Here is a 16,426-nt window from a genome sequence, read left to right on the forward strand (position 1 = left end):
TTACAGAGACATTTCAATGAGGAACGGACCGCGCCGCGAGAATGCATGATCGAGCCGTGCCACGAGTTCTTCACCGGTTTGCGCGCGCGAAGCCTCGACTCCATATGCGCGAGCCAGTCCGACCCAATCGATACATGGATTTGCGAGAGATGTCAGCGTCTCGGCGCGCGCTCCCAATGGCTTGCCATCACGGCGCAACTCGTTGCGTAGAATGCCGTACTGATGATTTGCCGCAATCAAAACCACGACATCAAGGTTTTCATGCGCGATTGTCCAAAGCGCCTGGACGGTATATTGGGTACTGCCATCGGAAAGCAGGCCGACAACCGTGCGTTCGGGACAGGCTATGGCCGCCCCCATGGCAACGGGCAAGCCCTGTCCGATGGCCCCGCCGGTATTGGTCAGCGTCGTGTGCGCTTCGGCCGCGGCGGAGGCGGCATAGAACGGGTAGCCGCAAGTGCCGCCTTCGACGGAAACGATGGCTCCCTTTGGCAGCGTGCGCGCCAGCGCGGCGGAAATGGAAGCCGGGGTCAAAGGCCCGGGTGCGACTTCCGGCAACGCAACGCTTTGCGCCCGATATGCCGGGGCCTGCAACGCGTCGGCAAGCTGCTCGAGCTGCATGGCCACCGCCTCGCCTGGCCGGCTCAGCACCAACAGGCGTTCGGTCTCGACCAGCGCGCTGGGGTGCCCGGCGTAACCGAAATAGGTGATCGGGGCGCTTGCGCCTATCAACACCACCAGATCGGCGCGGTCGAGTACGTCGCGGGCCGGCTCGGGAAAATAAGGCAGACGCCCGAACGCAGGAAGACCTTGGCCGCGCTCGCTGCGCGACGGGAACGTCTCGGCATATGCGGTGGCCCCCAGCGCTTCGCAGATGCGGGCGACCTCGCATTGGCCGCGCGCGCCGAGCGCGCTGTGCTCGCCGCCCCCGCCAAGCAGGAAGACAATATGGGATGCGGCGCGCAGCCTGCTTACTGCGGCAGCCAGGTCAATCGATGCGGATGCCTCCTCGGCCAGCGGCTCGCCGGCCTCGGCGATATCTACCGGCGCATCCTGCAGCTCGGCCTGGAAATCCGCCGGGAAAATGAGCGTAGCCCCTTGCCCACCGCGCGCGCGACTGCCGGCAACCGCGGCGCAGGCCGCCGGCACGACATCGCCAGGGTCGGCTATACGATGCACCCAGCCGGAAACGGGGCGGGCAAGCGACTCGATATCGGAAGTCAACGGCGCATCGTATTTCAGGTGCCAACTGGTGTGATCCCCGATCACATTGACAATGGGCGTGTGCGCGCGGCGCGCATTGTGCAGATTCGCAATGCCGTTCGCGAACCCAGGCCCCAGATGCAGCAAGGTCGCGGCGGCGCGGCCGGTCATGCGGCCATACCCGTCGGCGCCCCCGGTGCAGATATTTTCCTGCAGGCCCAGGACGCAGCGCACATCGCTCCGCAGCTCGAGTCCACGCACCATATCCAGCTCGGTCGTCCCGGGGTTGGCGAAACACGTGTCCACTCCCTTCGCAGCCAGCACCGCCCATAGAGCTTGCGCTCCCGTCATCCTAGCCATGGATTCCTCCTCACCGTCATACGCCTCGCAGGCGTGGCCGACTTGCTTTTCATATTTGTTATTTTATCAAATTATAGTAAATCAGCAATACATGTGCGAAATGTATGTCGAGAAATAAAATTCTTATTGCAGAATTACCTTTTTGCGTAAATATCGCTTTTGCCTCACACTCGCACACTGTTGCGAACGCACGCAGAAAACCGCGAAATATCCATGAACAGCCTTCAACGCATGCTCGATGTCCTGTCCCTGTTCCGGGACGACCAGCCCGTCATCGACATTGACGTCATCAGCAAGGAACTCGGCTATCCCGCTTCGAGCGCCTACCGCTACGTGCGCGAACTGGCTGGCGCCGGCCTGCTGGTGCGACTGCCGCGCGGCTACGCCGTGGGCCCGCGCATCATCGAACTCGACCGCCACATGACCCGTTTCGATCCCGTGCTGTCGGTCAGCCGCGATATCGTCGACGATCTGGTGCGCAAAACCAGCCTCGATCTGCTCATCAGCGAGTGGTACGGGTCCAAGGTCATCAACATTCTGCAGAAATCGGCCAGCGACACCTCCGCGTTGGATTTCGGCCGGGGTTCGCCCATAAACCTGTTCCGCAGCGCGACCGCTCGCGTGGTGCTTGCCTATCTGCTGCCTAGACAATTGCGGCGCCTGTACGATCAAACTCCGCCGGAAGAGAGCGGCGCGGCCCTGGGCACCTGGAAAGAATTCTCGAAAGCCATGCTGCGCATCCGCAAAGACGGCTACTGCATCAGCGAACATGAACTCAGCCCGCACAACAGCGGCATTGCCGCCCCCATCTTCGACGAAAAGCATCGGATCCTGGGCAGCATCACGCTTGCCGGCAGTTCAGACCGCTTCAACGCCTTCAATCGCGAATTCCTCGCCACCTTGATTTGCAGCGCTGCCAACGAAATCGCAGCGCGCATCGCAAGCTGACGGGCAACACGTCATCAAAGGCGCCTGCCGGATTCCGGTTGCGCGCCTCGGGAGCTGGCCCTCGTCGGATCGATACCTAGATCCGCTGCGCTATCCAGGCAAACGATTCAGGACTTCAAACCCAGATAAATTCGCGTCAATCGGTGGTCTCGGCCGAGCAGCTCGGCCGGGCCTTCCTGGACGATGCTGCCCGTTTCGAGAACGTAGGCGCGGTCCGCGATGGCAAGCGCGGCCCGCGCGTTCTGTTCGACCAGCAGCACCGAAACACCGTGTGATTGCAGCCGGCCGATGATGTTGAAGACTTCCGTCACAATGCGTGGAGCGAGGCCGAGGCTCGGTTCGTCGAGCATGAGCAGTCTGGGCTTGAGCATCAGAGCGCGGCCGATAGCCAGCATCTGGCGCTCGCCGCCCGACAATGTGCCCGCAAGCTGACTCGCGCGCTCTTTCAACCGCGGGAAGACGCTATAGACGCCGTCGAGTTCGTCCTGTACATCGCGTCTGCCGTGAAAGCGGCGGCTGAACGCGCCGAGCACGAGGTTCTCGCGCACGGTCATGTCGGAAAACAAGTCGCGCGATTCGGGTACCAAGGTGAACCCGCGGCGCACCCGCTCTGTGGTGGTCCAATGTTCGATGCTCTCGCCGCAATAGCGTGCGCCGCCCGAGAAAGGCAACATGCCCATCAGGGCTTCCATGGTGGTGGTCTTGCCCGCGCCGTTCGGGCCGAGAATGGTGACCACCTCGCCTTCGAACAGGGTCAGGTTCACATTTCGTACGGCTTCTATCGCGCCGTAGCGGACCGACAGGTTGTCGACCTGCAGGATCGGGGTTGCGGACTCGGCTTTCATGATGCCACCCCTCCGAGGTAAGCGGCGATGACATCGGGATGCGACTGAACCTGGGCGGGAGTGCCAATCGTCAACGTGCACCCAAAATTCTGAACAATGACGCGGTCGGCCAGATTCATGACGAACGCCATGTCGTGCTCGACGAGCAAAATGGTCATGCCTTCTGATTGCAGCCGCTTGAGCAACTCGGCCAATTCGTCTTTTTCGCTGGCTCGCAGGCCTGCGGCGGGTTCGTCGAGCAACAGCATTTGCGGACGAGCGACGAGCGCGCGGGCTACTTCCAGAATACGCTGCTTTCCGAGGGGAAGGGAGCCGGCGGGCTGGTTGGCAACTTCGGCAAGTCCGGTGCGCTCGAGCGCCGTGGCGGCGGCTTGCATGGCTTGCCTCTCTTCGCGGCGATCCAGCCTGAGCATGGTTGCGAGCATCCCGCACCGCCCGTGGCGGTAGGCCCCAAGCGCCGCATTATCGATGGCGGACAGCTCGCCCAGCAGCTTCACATGCTGGAACGTACGCGACAGGCCGGTGTCGGCAATGGAGTGGCTGGTCAGATCGTTGATCCGCTTTCCGGCGAAGATGATTTCGCCGGACGTGGGTTTGAGCGCGCCCGAGATCAGGTTGAACATGGTCGATTTGCCCGCTCCGTTGGGACCGATCATGGCCATGATTTCCCCGGGCGCGACATCGAAACTGACATCCGACACGGCAGTCAGCCCGCCGAACCGCTTGGTGGCGCGGTTCACTCGCAGAAGCGGCTTGCCGGCCTCCGGCGCCGGACCCGCGTGCATCGTCAACAGCGCGTTGCCGCTCTCGGGCACCTTGCGCGGCCGGATGAACGCCGTGAACAGGTACGCGATGCCATGCTGCGTGCGTTGCAGCAGTAAAATGATAAGCACCCCAAAGATTACCTGCTGGAGATTGCCGAATTTCTGCAGGACGTTCATCTGCAGGATGCTTTGCAGCCAATCGCTGATCGCGCCGACCACCGCCGACCCGACGATGGCGCCGGATAGTTGTCCGATGCCGCCAATCACCGCCGTGAAGATGTATTGCACTCCCATTTCCAGGCCGAAAGACGAGGGATTGATGAAGCGCTGCATATGCGCATAAAGCCAGCCCGAAATTCCGGCGAGAACAGCGGCGAAGACGAACACCTTGATTTTCAGGAGCGGGACGTTCACGCCCATGCTTTCCGCCATGAGCGCCTTGCTCTTGAGCGAACGTATTGCCCGGCCGGTGCGGGAATCGAGCAGGTTCCGGCTCGCCAGCGCCAGGATGAACAGCACGAGTGCGACCAGGTAATAGATGCGCAGCTCGTAGCTATGAACAAATCCGAACGTGGGCAACGGAATGGGCGGAAGATCGGTCATGCCCGTGGAGGCGCCGATGCTGTCGGTATTGGAGAACACGTAGAAAATACTGACCGCCCAAGCGATGGTGGCGATGGGCAGATAATGGCTGCGCATGCGCAAGGTCACGGCGCCGAGAATCCAGGAGCACAGCGCCGTGGCGAGCAGAACGAGAGGCAGGGCCAGCCAGGGAGAAATCAGCCAGGCTTTCGTGAGCACGGCGCTGGCATAGGCGCCCACCCCGACGAAAGCGGCCTGCCCGAACGACACCTGGCCCGCCACGCCCGTCAGGAGAATGACGCCGAGGCAGACGATGGCGTATAGATAGATGTAGCTGGTGAGCGTGACGTAGTAGTGCGACAGCCCAAAGGGCAGCACGGCGATGAACACAAGCAGCGCGATGAGCCAAAGCTTTCCTGGCACGCGCCACGCCGCGTCGCGCAGCGCTTTGATGAAGCGCGGAACCGTGCGCATTCCGCCCCCCGCTTTTTCTTCTTCTTCGTCGATAACGTGACTGGAGAACATCGAGCAGCCCAGCAGGATCGGCACCATCAGGGCAAATACCAGAGCGTCTTTGTAGCCGCTCGACCAAAACGCGGCAAAGCTTTCGAACACGCCGATCGACAAAGCCCCCAGCGCGGCCAAGGGATAGCTGAGCATGGCGCCGACCGTGGCTCCTACGAAAGCTTTCAGACTGACAAGAAAACCCGAGTTGTAGTAAATGGTGACGAAGGGCGCGATGAGAATGCCCGCGATGGCGCAAATGAGCGCAGTCAGCCCGAAGCTCGTCAAACCGGCCATGTCTGCGCTGATGCCCATGAGGAGCGCGCCGCGCCGGTTGCTGGCTGTGGCGCGAAGCGCGCGCCCGTGGGCGGTCTTTTGAGAAAACCAGTACAACATGCCCATTAGCGCGGCACTCGCGACCAGTACGAGCAGGTTTTGCAGCGCAACGCTTTGTCCGGCGACCTCGAAGCGAGTGTCGGTGAACGCAGCCGTGCGCGCGCCGTCAGGACCAAACGCCGCCAAGGCCAGCCCGTCGAGAACGAAATGGGCGGCTACCGAGACGATGAGCAGAACCAGGATCGAGGCATTCGCGATCGGCTGATAGACGACCCGATACATGGCCGAACCGATGGGCACGACGATGGCGAGCGTGAGCAGAACCTGAAGCGCCATGGGTGCGTGGGCTTTCGGCGCCGCGACCGTAACGGCCGCGATGACGGCCGGCACGGCGACCCACCAGACGACGGGACGCAAGTACCGCGCGGCAGGAGCGTGCGCGCAGCGCAGCCGGATCAGTTCCATGACGCCGGCAACGCAGCAGGCAGCCAGCATGAACCACACTGTCATGGGAGTCTGGCCGTTTTGCAGCGTATAGATGGTGAGCGCGCCGAACGAGACGAATTCGCCGGCCTGCACCAGGATCACGCGTGTGACTGAAAACGCCAGAACGAGCGCCAGCGCTATCAGCCCATACGCAGCGCCGTTAGTGAGCCCGTCTTGCAAAAGAGAGAAGGCGACAGTGAAGTCCATGAGGCTGCCATCGTGGTGATGAGAAAACCCAATCTGTCGAATGGCTTTATTTCAAGAGGACCCATTTGCCGTTTTTCACGACCATCATGAGCGCGGAGCGCTTGTCCATCCCGTTGTGGTTTTCGGGCGTCATGTTGAACACGCCCTGCGTTCCGACCACGTCCTTGCTGTTTTCCAACGCATCGCGCAGCGCACTGCGGAATTGTTCCGTACCCGGTTGCGCCTTTTTCAGCGCCACGGGGACGGCATTTTTCAGAAGGATTTCGGCGTCATAGACATTGGAACCGAAGGTGGACGGTTTGGTGCCTTGTGCCTTTTCGTACTCGGCGATGTAGCCCAGAGCAACCTTCTTGATGGGGTTGCTATTGTCGAGCTGATTCACGACCTGCAGCGGGCCCGCGGCCATCAACGCCCCTTCCGCCGACTTTTTGGCAAGGCGCACGAAGTCGTCGGTGGCGGCGCCCTCGGTCTGGTAGATTTTGCCGCGATAGCCGCGCGAAACCAGCGACTGCTGGCCGAGCGCCGAAGTGCCGCCGGCCGCCGCCACCAGAATGGCGTCGGGGTTTGCTGCCACGAGATGGATGGTTTGCGCGGCAATACTGCTGTCGCTGCGCTGGAAACGCTCGTCGGCCACGAGCTTGATGCCGGCTTTATCGATAATGGGCTTGAGGGTGGTGGCCCATTCCTCGCCGAGAGCGTCGTTTAGGCGCAGGAGACCGAGCGTCTTGATCCCGCCCTTGACCATGTTCCCGACCTCGGCTTGCAAAATCAGCGAGTTGGCCTGTGCGGTCTTGAAGACCCATTCGCGGACAGCATCCATCGGCTGGATGACGGCGTCGGTTCCGACGGCAGCGATGAGCGGCGTTTTCGATTCGGCCACGAAGTTCAGGATCGCCATGGCATTGGGAGAAATCGACGGGCCGATCAGCGCATCGACGTGGTCTTCGCTGATGAGCTTCTTGACGTTGTTTACGGCGTTCGTCGCGTTGCCGCCGTCGTCGAGCACCGTGATCTGCACAGGCGTGCCGTCGATTTCTTTGGGCATGAGCAGCGCCGAGTTGCGCTGCGGGATGCCGATGACGGCAGCCGGCCCGGTGCTGGAAACCATGAAACCGATCTTGATGGGAGTGGTCGCTGCGAGGCACGGCGCCGTGGACATGGAAATGGCTGCTGCGACGGAGGCCGAAATGAGTGCTCGGTGCTTGATGACTGACATGAAAGTCTCCTCGGTAACGTTCGGTCGGCTGATAAATGTTGAATTACTGTAATTTGATAATATTGTTATAAAAACAGCCATAAAATAAACTTCGGGGAAACACCTATTCTTACAATATTGTTTTGAGACATCTTTTGCTTGGCGATAAGCCAAGCGCAGGCAAGACCTTCGCGCCTGTTTCAGACGCTTGAAGAGGGAAGAACCCTGCCCGGCAGGGCCGACTGGCGAAAAGCCCGGGATAGAATTTTTCTAATTTCTCTTATTATGATAATTTTGTCTTTTCCAAGAGGAACCGTGACGGAGCGCCCCCCCACCGAAGGTTCCGCCCTGCCGCCGTTCTCCGGTATCAGGCCTGGCGCAGGCCCTGCCCGCTCACTTTTTGGCGATCGATTGGTGGGCCGGCCTCGTTCGCGCCACCGCCGACGTCCACAATACGTCAGTGATTTCGCTGAACTCGCGCCATTCTTTCTTCCACGTATTGCCGCTATTGGTGGATGTGAACAGATCGCCGTATTTGGTGCCTGCAATCATCTGGGCGGTGTTCGCCGGGTTGATGCCGATGGCCCAGATGCATGAGTTGGGCTGCTGTGGAAACGGCTGGAACTCCCAGGCTCTTGCCGCATCCTGCGTGATGAGCACTTTGCTGGTGGCGCCTGGCGTGCCATCGGAAATACTGATGTAGAGCGTGTCTTCGGTGCCCGCCGGCACGCCCAGGGCACGTATGTAGTACAGACCCCAGGCCTCCTTGGCCAGCAGGCCGGTCCAGGTCTGGCCTTCGTCTTCGCTGCGGTATACGGCGTTCACGCAGACCACGACGACGACTTTGTTGCCTCGATTGGGCAGTACCGCGATGTTGTGAATATCGGTGTGAAAGTCGTACAGCAGGCGGTCGTCGACGCGCTCCCAGTCGTCGCCGCCGTCGCGGCTGTGAAACAGCCCGCCCTCTTCCAGGCCGAACCAGAGTTGGCTACGGTCGGTGGGATCGAAGGCGAACGCGAGCAAGCGCGGCCGGCTTACACCTGCGCAAAACTCGGGGATCTCGACAGGCGCGCGCGTCCAGCTCTTGCCACCGTCCAGCGTGCGCCACAGCACCGCGCGGGAGGGTGCCCCGGTGCCAACAAAAATGCGATTGGCGTCTCGAGGATCGACTGCCACCTTCCAGACAGTCTGGCCGTTGAATGGACTGTCCACCCTTTCCCAGACGTTGCCCGTGTCGTGGCTGACGCACAGGCCGACATCGGTGCCAGCATAGACCGTCTCGGCCGAGATCGGGCTGGCGCTCAGCGAACGCACCGTGCCGTCGAACTCCAGGATTTGCCCGAGGCCCTGGCGGTGCCAGGTCAAGCCGTCGTCGGCGCTGCGCAGAATGGCCTGCCCGGCCGTTGCCACGAAAAGCGTGCCGTTACTCATGCAATTCTCCCAATATATGAGTATTAAATGAATTACACAGCTTAATTATTACACTATTTTTTATCTAAATTCCATATTACAGTAATTCAGCATAAAATAGCCAGACATCGGCGATGCTGATGCCGCTAGATGCCGGATCCGGCCCTCGCGTGCGAGAACGAGGCGCGGCGGTCGTCCTCGCGCGTGGCCCGGGCGCCCGCTGTCGCGGCCGGTTCGGCTAGCGTTACCAAGACGATGAATTTCAATTGCCAATGGCAAGGAGTGTGATATGAGCAAGGCACGCGACGTCGTAGTGCTGGTGGGCAGTCTGCGCAAGGACTCTCTCAACCGTAAGATGGCAAACGCGCTCGAGGCGCTGGCACCGCCCGAACTGAAGCTGGAAATCGTCGAGATCGGCCAGTTGCCGTTCTACAACCAGGACCTCGAAGCAGAAGCCGCGCCTCCCGCCTGGAAAGACTTTCGCCAGCGGGTAGCGCGCGCCGATGCTGTCCTGTTCGTCACGCCGGAATACAACCGCAGCGTGCCGGCCGTTCTCAAGAACGCCATCGACGTGGGTTCTCGACCCTATGGCCGCAGCGTCTGGAATGCCAAGCCCGGCGCCATAGTCAGCGTGTCTCCCGGAGCCATCGCCGCATTTGGAGCGAATCACCATCTGCGTCAGTCGCTGACTTTCCTCAATATCCTGGCAATGCAACAACCGGAAGCCTACATCGGCGGCGCTGACAAGCTGTTCGACGCCGACGGCACGCTGGTCAATGAAGATTCGCAAAAATTCCTGCAAAGCTTCATGCAGGCATTTTCCGCCTGGATCGCGAACTTTCTTGAAAACAGTCCAGGAGTCCAGGGTTAAAAATCTCTTGCTCTTTACGGCATAGGCGTCGTAGCAGCACACCGCGGCAATCTCACTACCTCTAACCGCTCAGATCATTGCGATTACACAACTCGCAATGGGGCATGACTCACCACGCTTCATTCAGGCGCATGGCTGTCCGCGGGTGCTGCTTGTTTCCTCTCTTGCAATGCCGGTGCGCGGAGTCCGGGCGGCCATTTTTATGAACAGTGCGGGGGGCAGCCTCTGCAGATCCGCGACGGCGGTCAACCGCAGCCCGCCGGACGAGCGCCGGAACTCCCGCAGGCCTGTCGAAGGCGCCTTAGGAACTCAAACCAGTCCCTCATTGAACCCAAGCCGGCGGCTCAAGAGCTCAATCAAGGCACTTCAAGAACCCAGACCAGTCCAAAGTCCTTCGGCTCGCTGGCTTGGGAACCCGAGGAAGGAAGTTAAAATGCCCGGTTTCCCGCCCATCTCGCCGGCAAAATGCTTACCTTTCAGCAAATCATCCTCACCCTCCAGAACTACTGGGACAAGCAAGGCTGCGCCCTGCTGCAGCCCTACGACATGGAAGTCGGCGCGGGCACCTCGCATACCGCCACCTTCCTGCGCGCCATCGGTCCCGAGCCCTGGAAGGCCGCCTACGTCCAGCCCTCGCGCCGCCCCAAGGACGGCCGCTACGGCCAGAACCCCAACCGCCTGCAGCACTACTACCAGTTCCAGGTCGTCCTCAAGCCCGCGCCGGCAGACATCCTGGAGCTGTACCTGGGCAGCCTGCAGGCCCTGGGCTTCGACCTGAAGAAAAACGACATCCGCTTCGTCGAGGACGACTGGGAAAACCCCACGCTGGGCGCCTGGGGCCTGGGCTGGGAAGTATGGCTCAACGGCATGGAAGTGACCCAGTTCACCTACTTCCAGCAGGTCGGCGGCATCGACTGCAAGCCGGCCACCGGCGAGATCACCTACGGCCTGGAGCGCCTGGCCATGTACCTGCAGGGCGTGGAAAACGTCTACGACCTGACGTGGACCGAGGGCCTCAGTTATGGCGACGTGTATCTGCAAAACGAGCGGGAGCAATCGGCCTACAACTTCGAGCATAGCGATGCCGACTTCCTTTTCACCGCCTTCGGCGCGCACGAGCGCCAGGCCCTGCACCTGATGGAAACGCAGCTCGCGCTGCCGGCCTACGAACAAGTGCTCAAGGCCGCGCACAGCTTCAACCTGCTCGATGCGCGCGGCGCCATCAGCGTCACCGAGCGCGCCGCCTACATCGGCCGCATCCGCAACCTGGCCCGCAGCGTGGCGCAAAGCTACCTGGACAGCCGCGCGCGCCTGGGCTTTCCGATGGCGCCCAAGGCCTGGGCCGAAGAAACACTGGCCAAGCTCGACAAGAAAGTGGCTTGAATAAAACACATGAGCAATCAAAATCTTCTCGTAGAACTGTTCGTCGAAGAACTGCCGCCCAAGGTACTCAGGAAACTGGGCGACGCCTTTGCGGGCGTGCTGGCCGATCAACTCAGAGCGCAGGGCCTGTCGGGCGCGGACTCCGAGCTCACGGCCTATGCCTCGCCGCGTCGCCTGGGCGCGCACCTGACCGCGGTCGCCGCGCAGGCGGCCGACCGCGCCGTGTCGCAGAAACTCATGCCCGTGAGCGTGGGCCTGGACGCCTCGGGTCAACCCACGCCCGCGCTGCTCAAGAAGCTGGCGGCGCTGGGAGCCGACGCTTCCGTGGTGCCGGCACTCAATCGCGCGCCCGACGGCAAGACCGAGGCCTTGTTCTACGAAAGCACCGCCAAGGGCGCCCTGCTGGCCGACGGCCTGCAGAAGGCGCTGGACGAGGCCATCGCCAGGCTGCCTATCCCGAAGGTCATGACCTACCAGTTGGCCGACGGCTGGACCGACGTGAAGTTCGTGCGTCCCGCGCACGGCCTGGTCGCGCTGCATGGCACGCAGGTGGTGCCCGTCTCGGCCCTGGGCCTGACGGCAGGCAATGCCACGCACGGCCACCGCTTCGAAGCGACAGCCGATCCCATCATCATCAAGGACGCCGACAGCTATTCCGCGACGCTGCAGGAAAGCGGCGCGGTGATCGCCGGCTTTGACGCGCGCCGCGCGCAGATCCGGCGCCAGCTCGACGCGGCGGCGGCCAAGGCCGGCGGCGGCGTCAAGCCCATCGACGACGAGGCCCTGCTGGACGAAGTGACGGCGCTGGTCGAGCGGCCCAACGTGCTGGTCTGCCAGTTCGAGCCGGAGTTCCTCGCCGTGCCGCAAGAGTGCCTCATCCTCACGATGAAGGCCAACCAGAAGTACTTCCCGTTGCTGGACGCAGCGGGCAAACTCACCAACAGATTCCTGGTCGTGAGCAACATCAGCCCCGCAGATGCCGGCGCGGTGATCGGCGGCAACGAGCGCGTGGTGCGCCCGCGCCTGGCCGACGCCAAGTTCTTCTTCGACCAGGACCGCAAGAAAACGCTGGCAAGCCGCGTGCCGGGACTGGCGAAAGTGGTCTACCACAACAAGCTTGGCACGCAGGGCGAGCGCGTGGAACGCGTGCGCGCGATCGCGCGCGCCATTGCCGAAAAGCTGGGTATCGATGCACGGCAGGCCGATCAGGCCGCGCAGCTGGCCAAGGCCGACTTGCTGACCGACATGGTGGGCGAATTCCCCGAGCTGCAAGGAATCATGGGCCGCTATTACGCCTTGAACGACGGCCTGGCGGCGGATGTCGCCGACGCCATCGAAGACCACTACAAGCCGCGTTTCGCCGGCGACGACCTGCCGCGCGGACAAGTCGGCGTGGCCGTGGCGTTGGCCGACAAGCTCGAAACGCTGGCCGGCATGTTCGGCATCGGCAACCTGCCCAGCGGCGATAAAGATCCGTTCGCGCTGCGTCGCCACGCCCTGGGCGTGGTGCGCATGCTGGTCGAGAAAGACCTGCCCCTGGACCTGGATGCCTTGCTCGCCCAGGTCGCAACCCCCGCTTTCGGCGGCAAGGTTCAGGATGCCAGTGCCGCGCTGGCCGACTTCATCTACGACCGCCTGGCCGGCCTGCTGCGCGAGCAAGGCTACAGCGCGCAGGAAGTCGACGCCGTGCTGGCCCTGCGCCCGCAGCGCCTGGGCGAAGTGGGCAAGAGGCTGGCGGCAGTGCGTGCCTTTGCCGCCTTGCCCGAAGCGGCCGCCCTGGCCGCGGCCAACAAACGCGTGGGCAACATCCTGAAAAAAGCCGACAGCCAGGTGCACCAGCGCATCGACGCCGCGCTGCTCAAGGAAGCGGCCGAGCAGGATCTGGCGGGCGTGTTGGCCACGGTGCGCGCCGCATCCGACAGGCTGTTCGACGCGGGCGAATACGCCGGTTCGCTACGCGAGCTGGCCGCGCTCAAAGGGCCGGTCGACGCCTTCTTCGACGGGGTGATGGTCAATGCCGAAGACCCGGCACTGCGCGCCAACCGTCTGGGGCTGCTCGCCAGCCTGCACGCCGCAATGAACCGCGTGGCCGACCTGTCGCGCCTCGCTTCCTGAGTACGGTCCATGATCATGAAACTCGTCATCCTCGACCGCGACGGCGTCATCAACCAGGACAGCGACGCCTTCGTCAAAAACCCCGACGAATGGGTGGCCCTGCCGGGCAGCCTGCAGGCCATCGCGCGCCTGTCGCAGGCCGACTGGGTGGTGGTGGTCGCCACCAATCAGTCGGGCTTGGCGCGCGGCCTGTTCGATGTGTCGGCGCTCAACGCCATCCACTCGAAGATGCACCAGGAACTGATCAAGGTGGGCGGCGTGATCGACGCCGTCTTCATGTGCCCGCACGGCCCCAATGAAGGCTGTACCTGCCGCAAGCCGCTGCCGGGTATGTACCATGAGATCGGCCGCCGCTACGACCTGGACTTGGCCGGCGTGCCTTGCCTGGGCGACTCGCTGCGCGACCTGCAGGCCGCGCACGCGGCCGGTTGCGCGCCCTGGCTGGCGCTCACCGGCAACGGCGTCAAGACGCGCGACAAGGGCGGCCTGCCGCCCGGAACCCAAATCTGCAACGACCTGCCCGCCTTCGTCGACATACTGCTCGCCAACGACGGCAAGGCCGCGCGCAACACCGGAGCTTGACGGACATGGCCTGGCTGCGATCCCTCATCTACACCGTTTACCTGACCGTCACGGTCATACCGTACGCTTTTGCCTGCATGATCTGGTCGCCCCTGCCCTCGGCGTGGCGCTACCGGCTCACCATGGGCTGGCCGCGCCTGGCGGTCTGGGGCGCGCGCGTCCTCTGCGGCATACGCTGGCAGGTCAAGGGCTGGGAGAATCTGCCCGACGGCCCGGCCGTGCTGCTGGCCAAGCACCAGTCGGCTTGGGAGACCCTGTTCCTGCCCTCACACATGCCGCGCCAGATCTGCTTTGTTTACAAACGCGAACTGCATCGCGTGCCCTTCTTCGGCTGGGGCCTGGCGCTGCTTTCCATGATCCCCATCGACCGCAGCAAGGGGCGCGACGCCTTCGATCAAGTGGTGCGCGTGGGCAAGCAGCGCCTGGACGAAGGCCGCTGGCCCCTGCTCTTTCCCGAGGGCACACGCGTGGCGCCCGGCAAGATGGGCCGCTTCAAATCGGGCGGCGCCCTGCTGGCCGCGCGAACCGGGGCTCCGGTGATCCCGATCGCACTGAACTCGGGCGAATGCTGGCGCCGCAACGCCTTCGTCAAGCGCCCGGGCCTGATCACCGTCTCGATCGGCCCGGCAATAGCGTCCCAAGGCCTCACGGCCGATGAACTGAACGCCAAGGTGCATGACTGGATAGACGGAGAAATGCGCGTCCTCAACCCCGAACGCTATGGCCCCCCCTGATCAGCTCGCGCTGTCGTTCGATTTCGGCCCGTCCGCCGCGGCCGACGGCCCCGCTGTCGCCCCATCCGCCGCCGCGCCCGCGCGCGCCGTGCCCGACGATGCGCCCCCCCTGGTCCTGACCCCCGCCCACGCCGCGCCCGATTCCCGCGTACCCATGTCCCGCCCCGCGCAGTTGCCCGACGGTTCGCGCTGGCGCGAGGTGGAAACGCCCCAGCAGTCCATAGGCTTCGTGCTGCAGCGCTCGCGCCGGCGCAGCATCGGCTTTGTCATCGACGACGACGGCCTGCGTGTCACGGCGCCCAACTGGGTCACGCTGGGGCAGATCGACGAAGCCGTATGCGAGAAGGCCAGGTGGATACTGACCAAGTTGCGCGAATGGCAGAACCGCAAGGAAAAGCTCGCGCTCACCGGTACGCGCTGGATCGACGGCGGCGAGCTGCCCTATCTGGGCAGGCGCATCGTGCTGGGCCTGGCCGCCGATCGCCGCCAGGCTTTTTTTTCCGGCACGGGCCAGGACCCGCGGGACGGCGACACGCTCTGGCTGCCCCTGGCGCCCAGCGCAGACCAGGCCCGGGTACGCGACGCCGCGCAGGCCTGGCTGCAGCAGCGCGCCGGCGACCACTTCGGCGCGCGCCTGGCGTATTTCCTGCAGCGCACCGGCCTGAGCATCCGGCGCTGGCGCCTGTCCTCGGCCGCCACGCGTTGGGGCTCTTGCACCAGCGACGGCACCATCATGCTCAACTGGCGCCTGATCCACTTCGCGCCCGACATCATCGACTATGTCATCGCACACGAACTCGCGCATCTGCGCGAGATGAACCACAGCCAGGATTTCTGGGCCGAGGTCGGCGAAATACTGCCCGACTTCGAAAAAGCCAAGCAGGCGCTGCGCCGGCATGATCCGGCGGCCTTGCCGCAGTTCTGAAGAAGCGTCGCACGTACGCTTCCACCTGATCACCGCTCATTCCATGGAACTGCGCCAGCTGCGTTATTTCATCAAGGTCGTCGAATGCGGCAGCATGGGCAGGGCGGCAGCGGACCTGGGAGTGGTCACCTCGGCCCTGAGCCAGCAGATCAGTCGGCTCGAAAGCGAACTCTCGACCCGGCTGCTGATCCGCGCCGCCACCGGCACGACGCTCACCGAGGCCGGCATGGCGTTTCTGCGCCAGGCCCAGCTCACGCTGCGCCACGCCGACGACGCCGTGCTCGCGGCGCGCTCGTCGCGCCTGAGCGGCCACGTCAGCGTCGGCCTGGCGCCCACCACTTCCTCGGTACTGGCCGTGCCCTTCATGGACGCCATGCGCATCCGCTACCCCGACGTGCGCGTGCGACTGGTGGAGAGCCTGTCGGGCCATCTGGCCACCATGCTCAACGCGCGCCAGCTCGACCTGGCGATCATCTTCCATACCGAGGCTGCGCAGCGCTGGAGCATCCAGCCGCTGCTCGATGAGCGCCTTTTCCTGATCGCGGCGCCGACGCTGGCGGATCTGCCCGAGCCCGGGCCGGTCAGCCTGCGCGAAACCGCCCGCCTGCCCCTGATACTGCCCAGCCGCAGCCACGGCCTGCGGGCCCTGCTCAATGGCGCCTTCTCCCGTCTGCGCGTCGAACCGCACATTGCCATGGAGGTCGACGGCCTGGCGGCGCTCATGGCGCTCGTGCGCGCCGGCCACGGCGCCACGCTGCAGCCTGGGGCGGCGGCCACGCACAGTGCCGGCTCGAAGCTGCGCACTTGGCAGATACGCGAGCGGCAGCCGACCCGCGCCAATATGCTGGCCAGCCTGTCCGACGATGAGCTGTCGCCGGCCGCGCTGGCCGCGCGGGTGCTGCTGACGCAGACCGTGGCCAAGCTGGTCCGGGAGGACGCATGGCCTGGCGCGAGGCTTCACAAAAAATGAAGACCT

Annotated in this window: 13 protein-coding genes; 8 read left to right on the forward strand and 5 right to left on the reverse strand. The window is 63.5% G+C overall.

What is annotated here, in order from left to right; translation table 11 throughout:
* Positions 1-1,563 (reverse strand): acetolactate synthase large subunit, encoded by a 1,563-nt coding sequence (locus tag H143_RS0102685; RefSeq protein WP_026349649.1) that lies wholly within the window; start codon positions 1,561-1,563, stop codon positions 1-3.
* Between the two features lie 213 nt (positions 1,564-1,776).
* Here H143_RS0102685 and H143_RS0102690 point away from each other — a divergent pair, with 213 nt between their 5' ends.
* The gene (locus H143_RS0102690) at positions 1,777-2,511 is read left to right on the forward strand and encodes an IclR family transcriptional regulator (protein WP_019936683.1); all 735 of its coding nucleotides are present in this window, start codon (positions 1,777-1,779) and stop codon (positions 2,509-2,511) included.
* 107 nt (positions 2,512-2,618) lie between these two features.
* Here the strand turns inward: H143_RS0102690 and H143_RS0102695 are convergent, their stop codons facing one another.
* The 4 genes from H143_RS0102695 to H143_RS0102710 all read right to left on the reverse strand — a co-directional run bounded on the left by H143_RS0102695 (position 2,619) and on the right by H143_RS0102710 (position 8,861).
* A complete protein-coding gene (locus tag H143_RS0102695; protein WP_019936684.1) occupies positions 2,619-3,356 on the reverse strand; it encodes an ABC transporter ATP-binding protein in 738 nt (245 codons plus the stop codon).
* A complete protein-coding gene (locus H143_RS23210) occupies positions 3,353-6,235 on the reverse strand; it encodes an ATP-binding cassette domain-containing protein (protein WP_019936685.1) in 2,883 nt (960 codons plus the stop codon). Before H143_RS23210 ends, H143_RS0102695 begins: the two co-directional genes overlap by 4 nt.
* A gap of 46 nt (positions 6,236-6,281) precedes the next feature.
* Entirely contained in the window at positions 6,282-7,451 is a 1,170-nt protein-coding gene (locus H143_RS0102705; protein ID WP_033365341.1) for an ABC transporter substrate-binding protein, read from the reverse strand.
* 372 nt (positions 7,452-7,823) lie between these two features.
* Positions 7,824-8,861 (reverse strand): YCF48-related protein, encoded by a 1,038-nt coding sequence (locus H143_RS0102710; protein ID WP_019936688.1) that lies wholly within the window; start codon positions 8,859-8,861, stop codon positions 7,824-7,826.
* Positions 8,862-9,129: 268 nt separating this feature from the next.
* Between H143_RS0102710 and H143_RS0102715 the strand changes: the two genes are divergently transcribed.
* The 7 genes from H143_RS0102715 to H143_RS0102745 all read left to right on the forward strand — a co-directional run bounded on the left by H143_RS0102715 (position 9,130) and on the right by H143_RS0102745 (position 16,420).
* Positions 9,130-9,711: an NADPH-dependent FMN reductase gene (locus H143_RS0102715; protein WP_019936689.1), complete on the forward strand. Its 582-nt coding sequence runs from the start codon at positions 9,130-9,132 to the stop codon at positions 9,709-9,711.
* 465 nt (positions 9,712-10,176) lie between these two features.
* Positions 10,177-11,094 carry a glycine--tRNA ligase subunit alpha gene (gene glyQ, locus H143_RS0102720; protein ID WP_019936690.1) on the forward strand — a complete coding sequence of 306 codons (918 nt, stop codon included), beginning with the start codon at positions 10,177-10,179 and terminating at the stop codon, positions 11,092-11,094.
* Between the two features lie 9 nt (positions 11,095-11,103).
* Positions 11,104-13,209: a glycine--tRNA ligase subunit beta gene (gene glyS, locus H143_RS0102725; RefSeq protein ID WP_019936691.1), complete on the forward strand. Its 2,106-nt coding sequence runs from the start codon at positions 11,104-11,106 to the stop codon at positions 13,207-13,209.
* A gap of 15 nt (positions 13,210-13,224) precedes the next feature.
* Positions 13,225-13,791 (forward strand): D-glycero-beta-D-manno-heptose 1,7-bisphosphate 7-phosphatase, encoded by a 567-nt coding sequence (gmhB, locus tag H143_RS0102730; RefSeq protein WP_026349651.1) that lies wholly within the window; start codon positions 13,225-13,227, stop codon positions 13,789-13,791.
* A 5-nt stretch (positions 13,792-13,796) separates the two neighbouring features.
* A complete protein-coding gene (locus H143_RS0102735) occupies positions 13,797-14,525 on the forward strand; it encodes a 1-acyl-sn-glycerol-3-phosphate acyltransferase (RefSeq protein ID WP_019936693.1) in 729 nt (242 codons plus the stop codon).
* Positions 14,512-15,450, forward strand: a complete 939-nt coding sequence (locus tag H143_RS0102740; RefSeq protein WP_019936694.1) for a M48 family metallopeptidase — start codon at positions 14,512-14,514, stop codon at positions 15,448-15,450. Before H143_RS0102735 ends, H143_RS0102740 begins: the two co-directional genes overlap by 14 nt.
* A 43-nt stretch (positions 15,451-15,493) precedes the next feature.
* Entirely contained in the window at positions 15,494-16,420 is a 927-nt protein-coding gene (locus tag H143_RS0102745; RefSeq protein WP_026349652.1) for a LysR substrate-binding domain-containing protein, read from the forward strand.
* Positions 16,421-16,426: the final 6 nt, after the last annotated feature.

The organism is Bordetella sp. FB-8, assembly GCF_000382185.1.
GTDB lineage: Bacteria > Pseudomonadota > Gammaproteobacteria > Burkholderiales > Burkholderiaceae_B > Bordetella.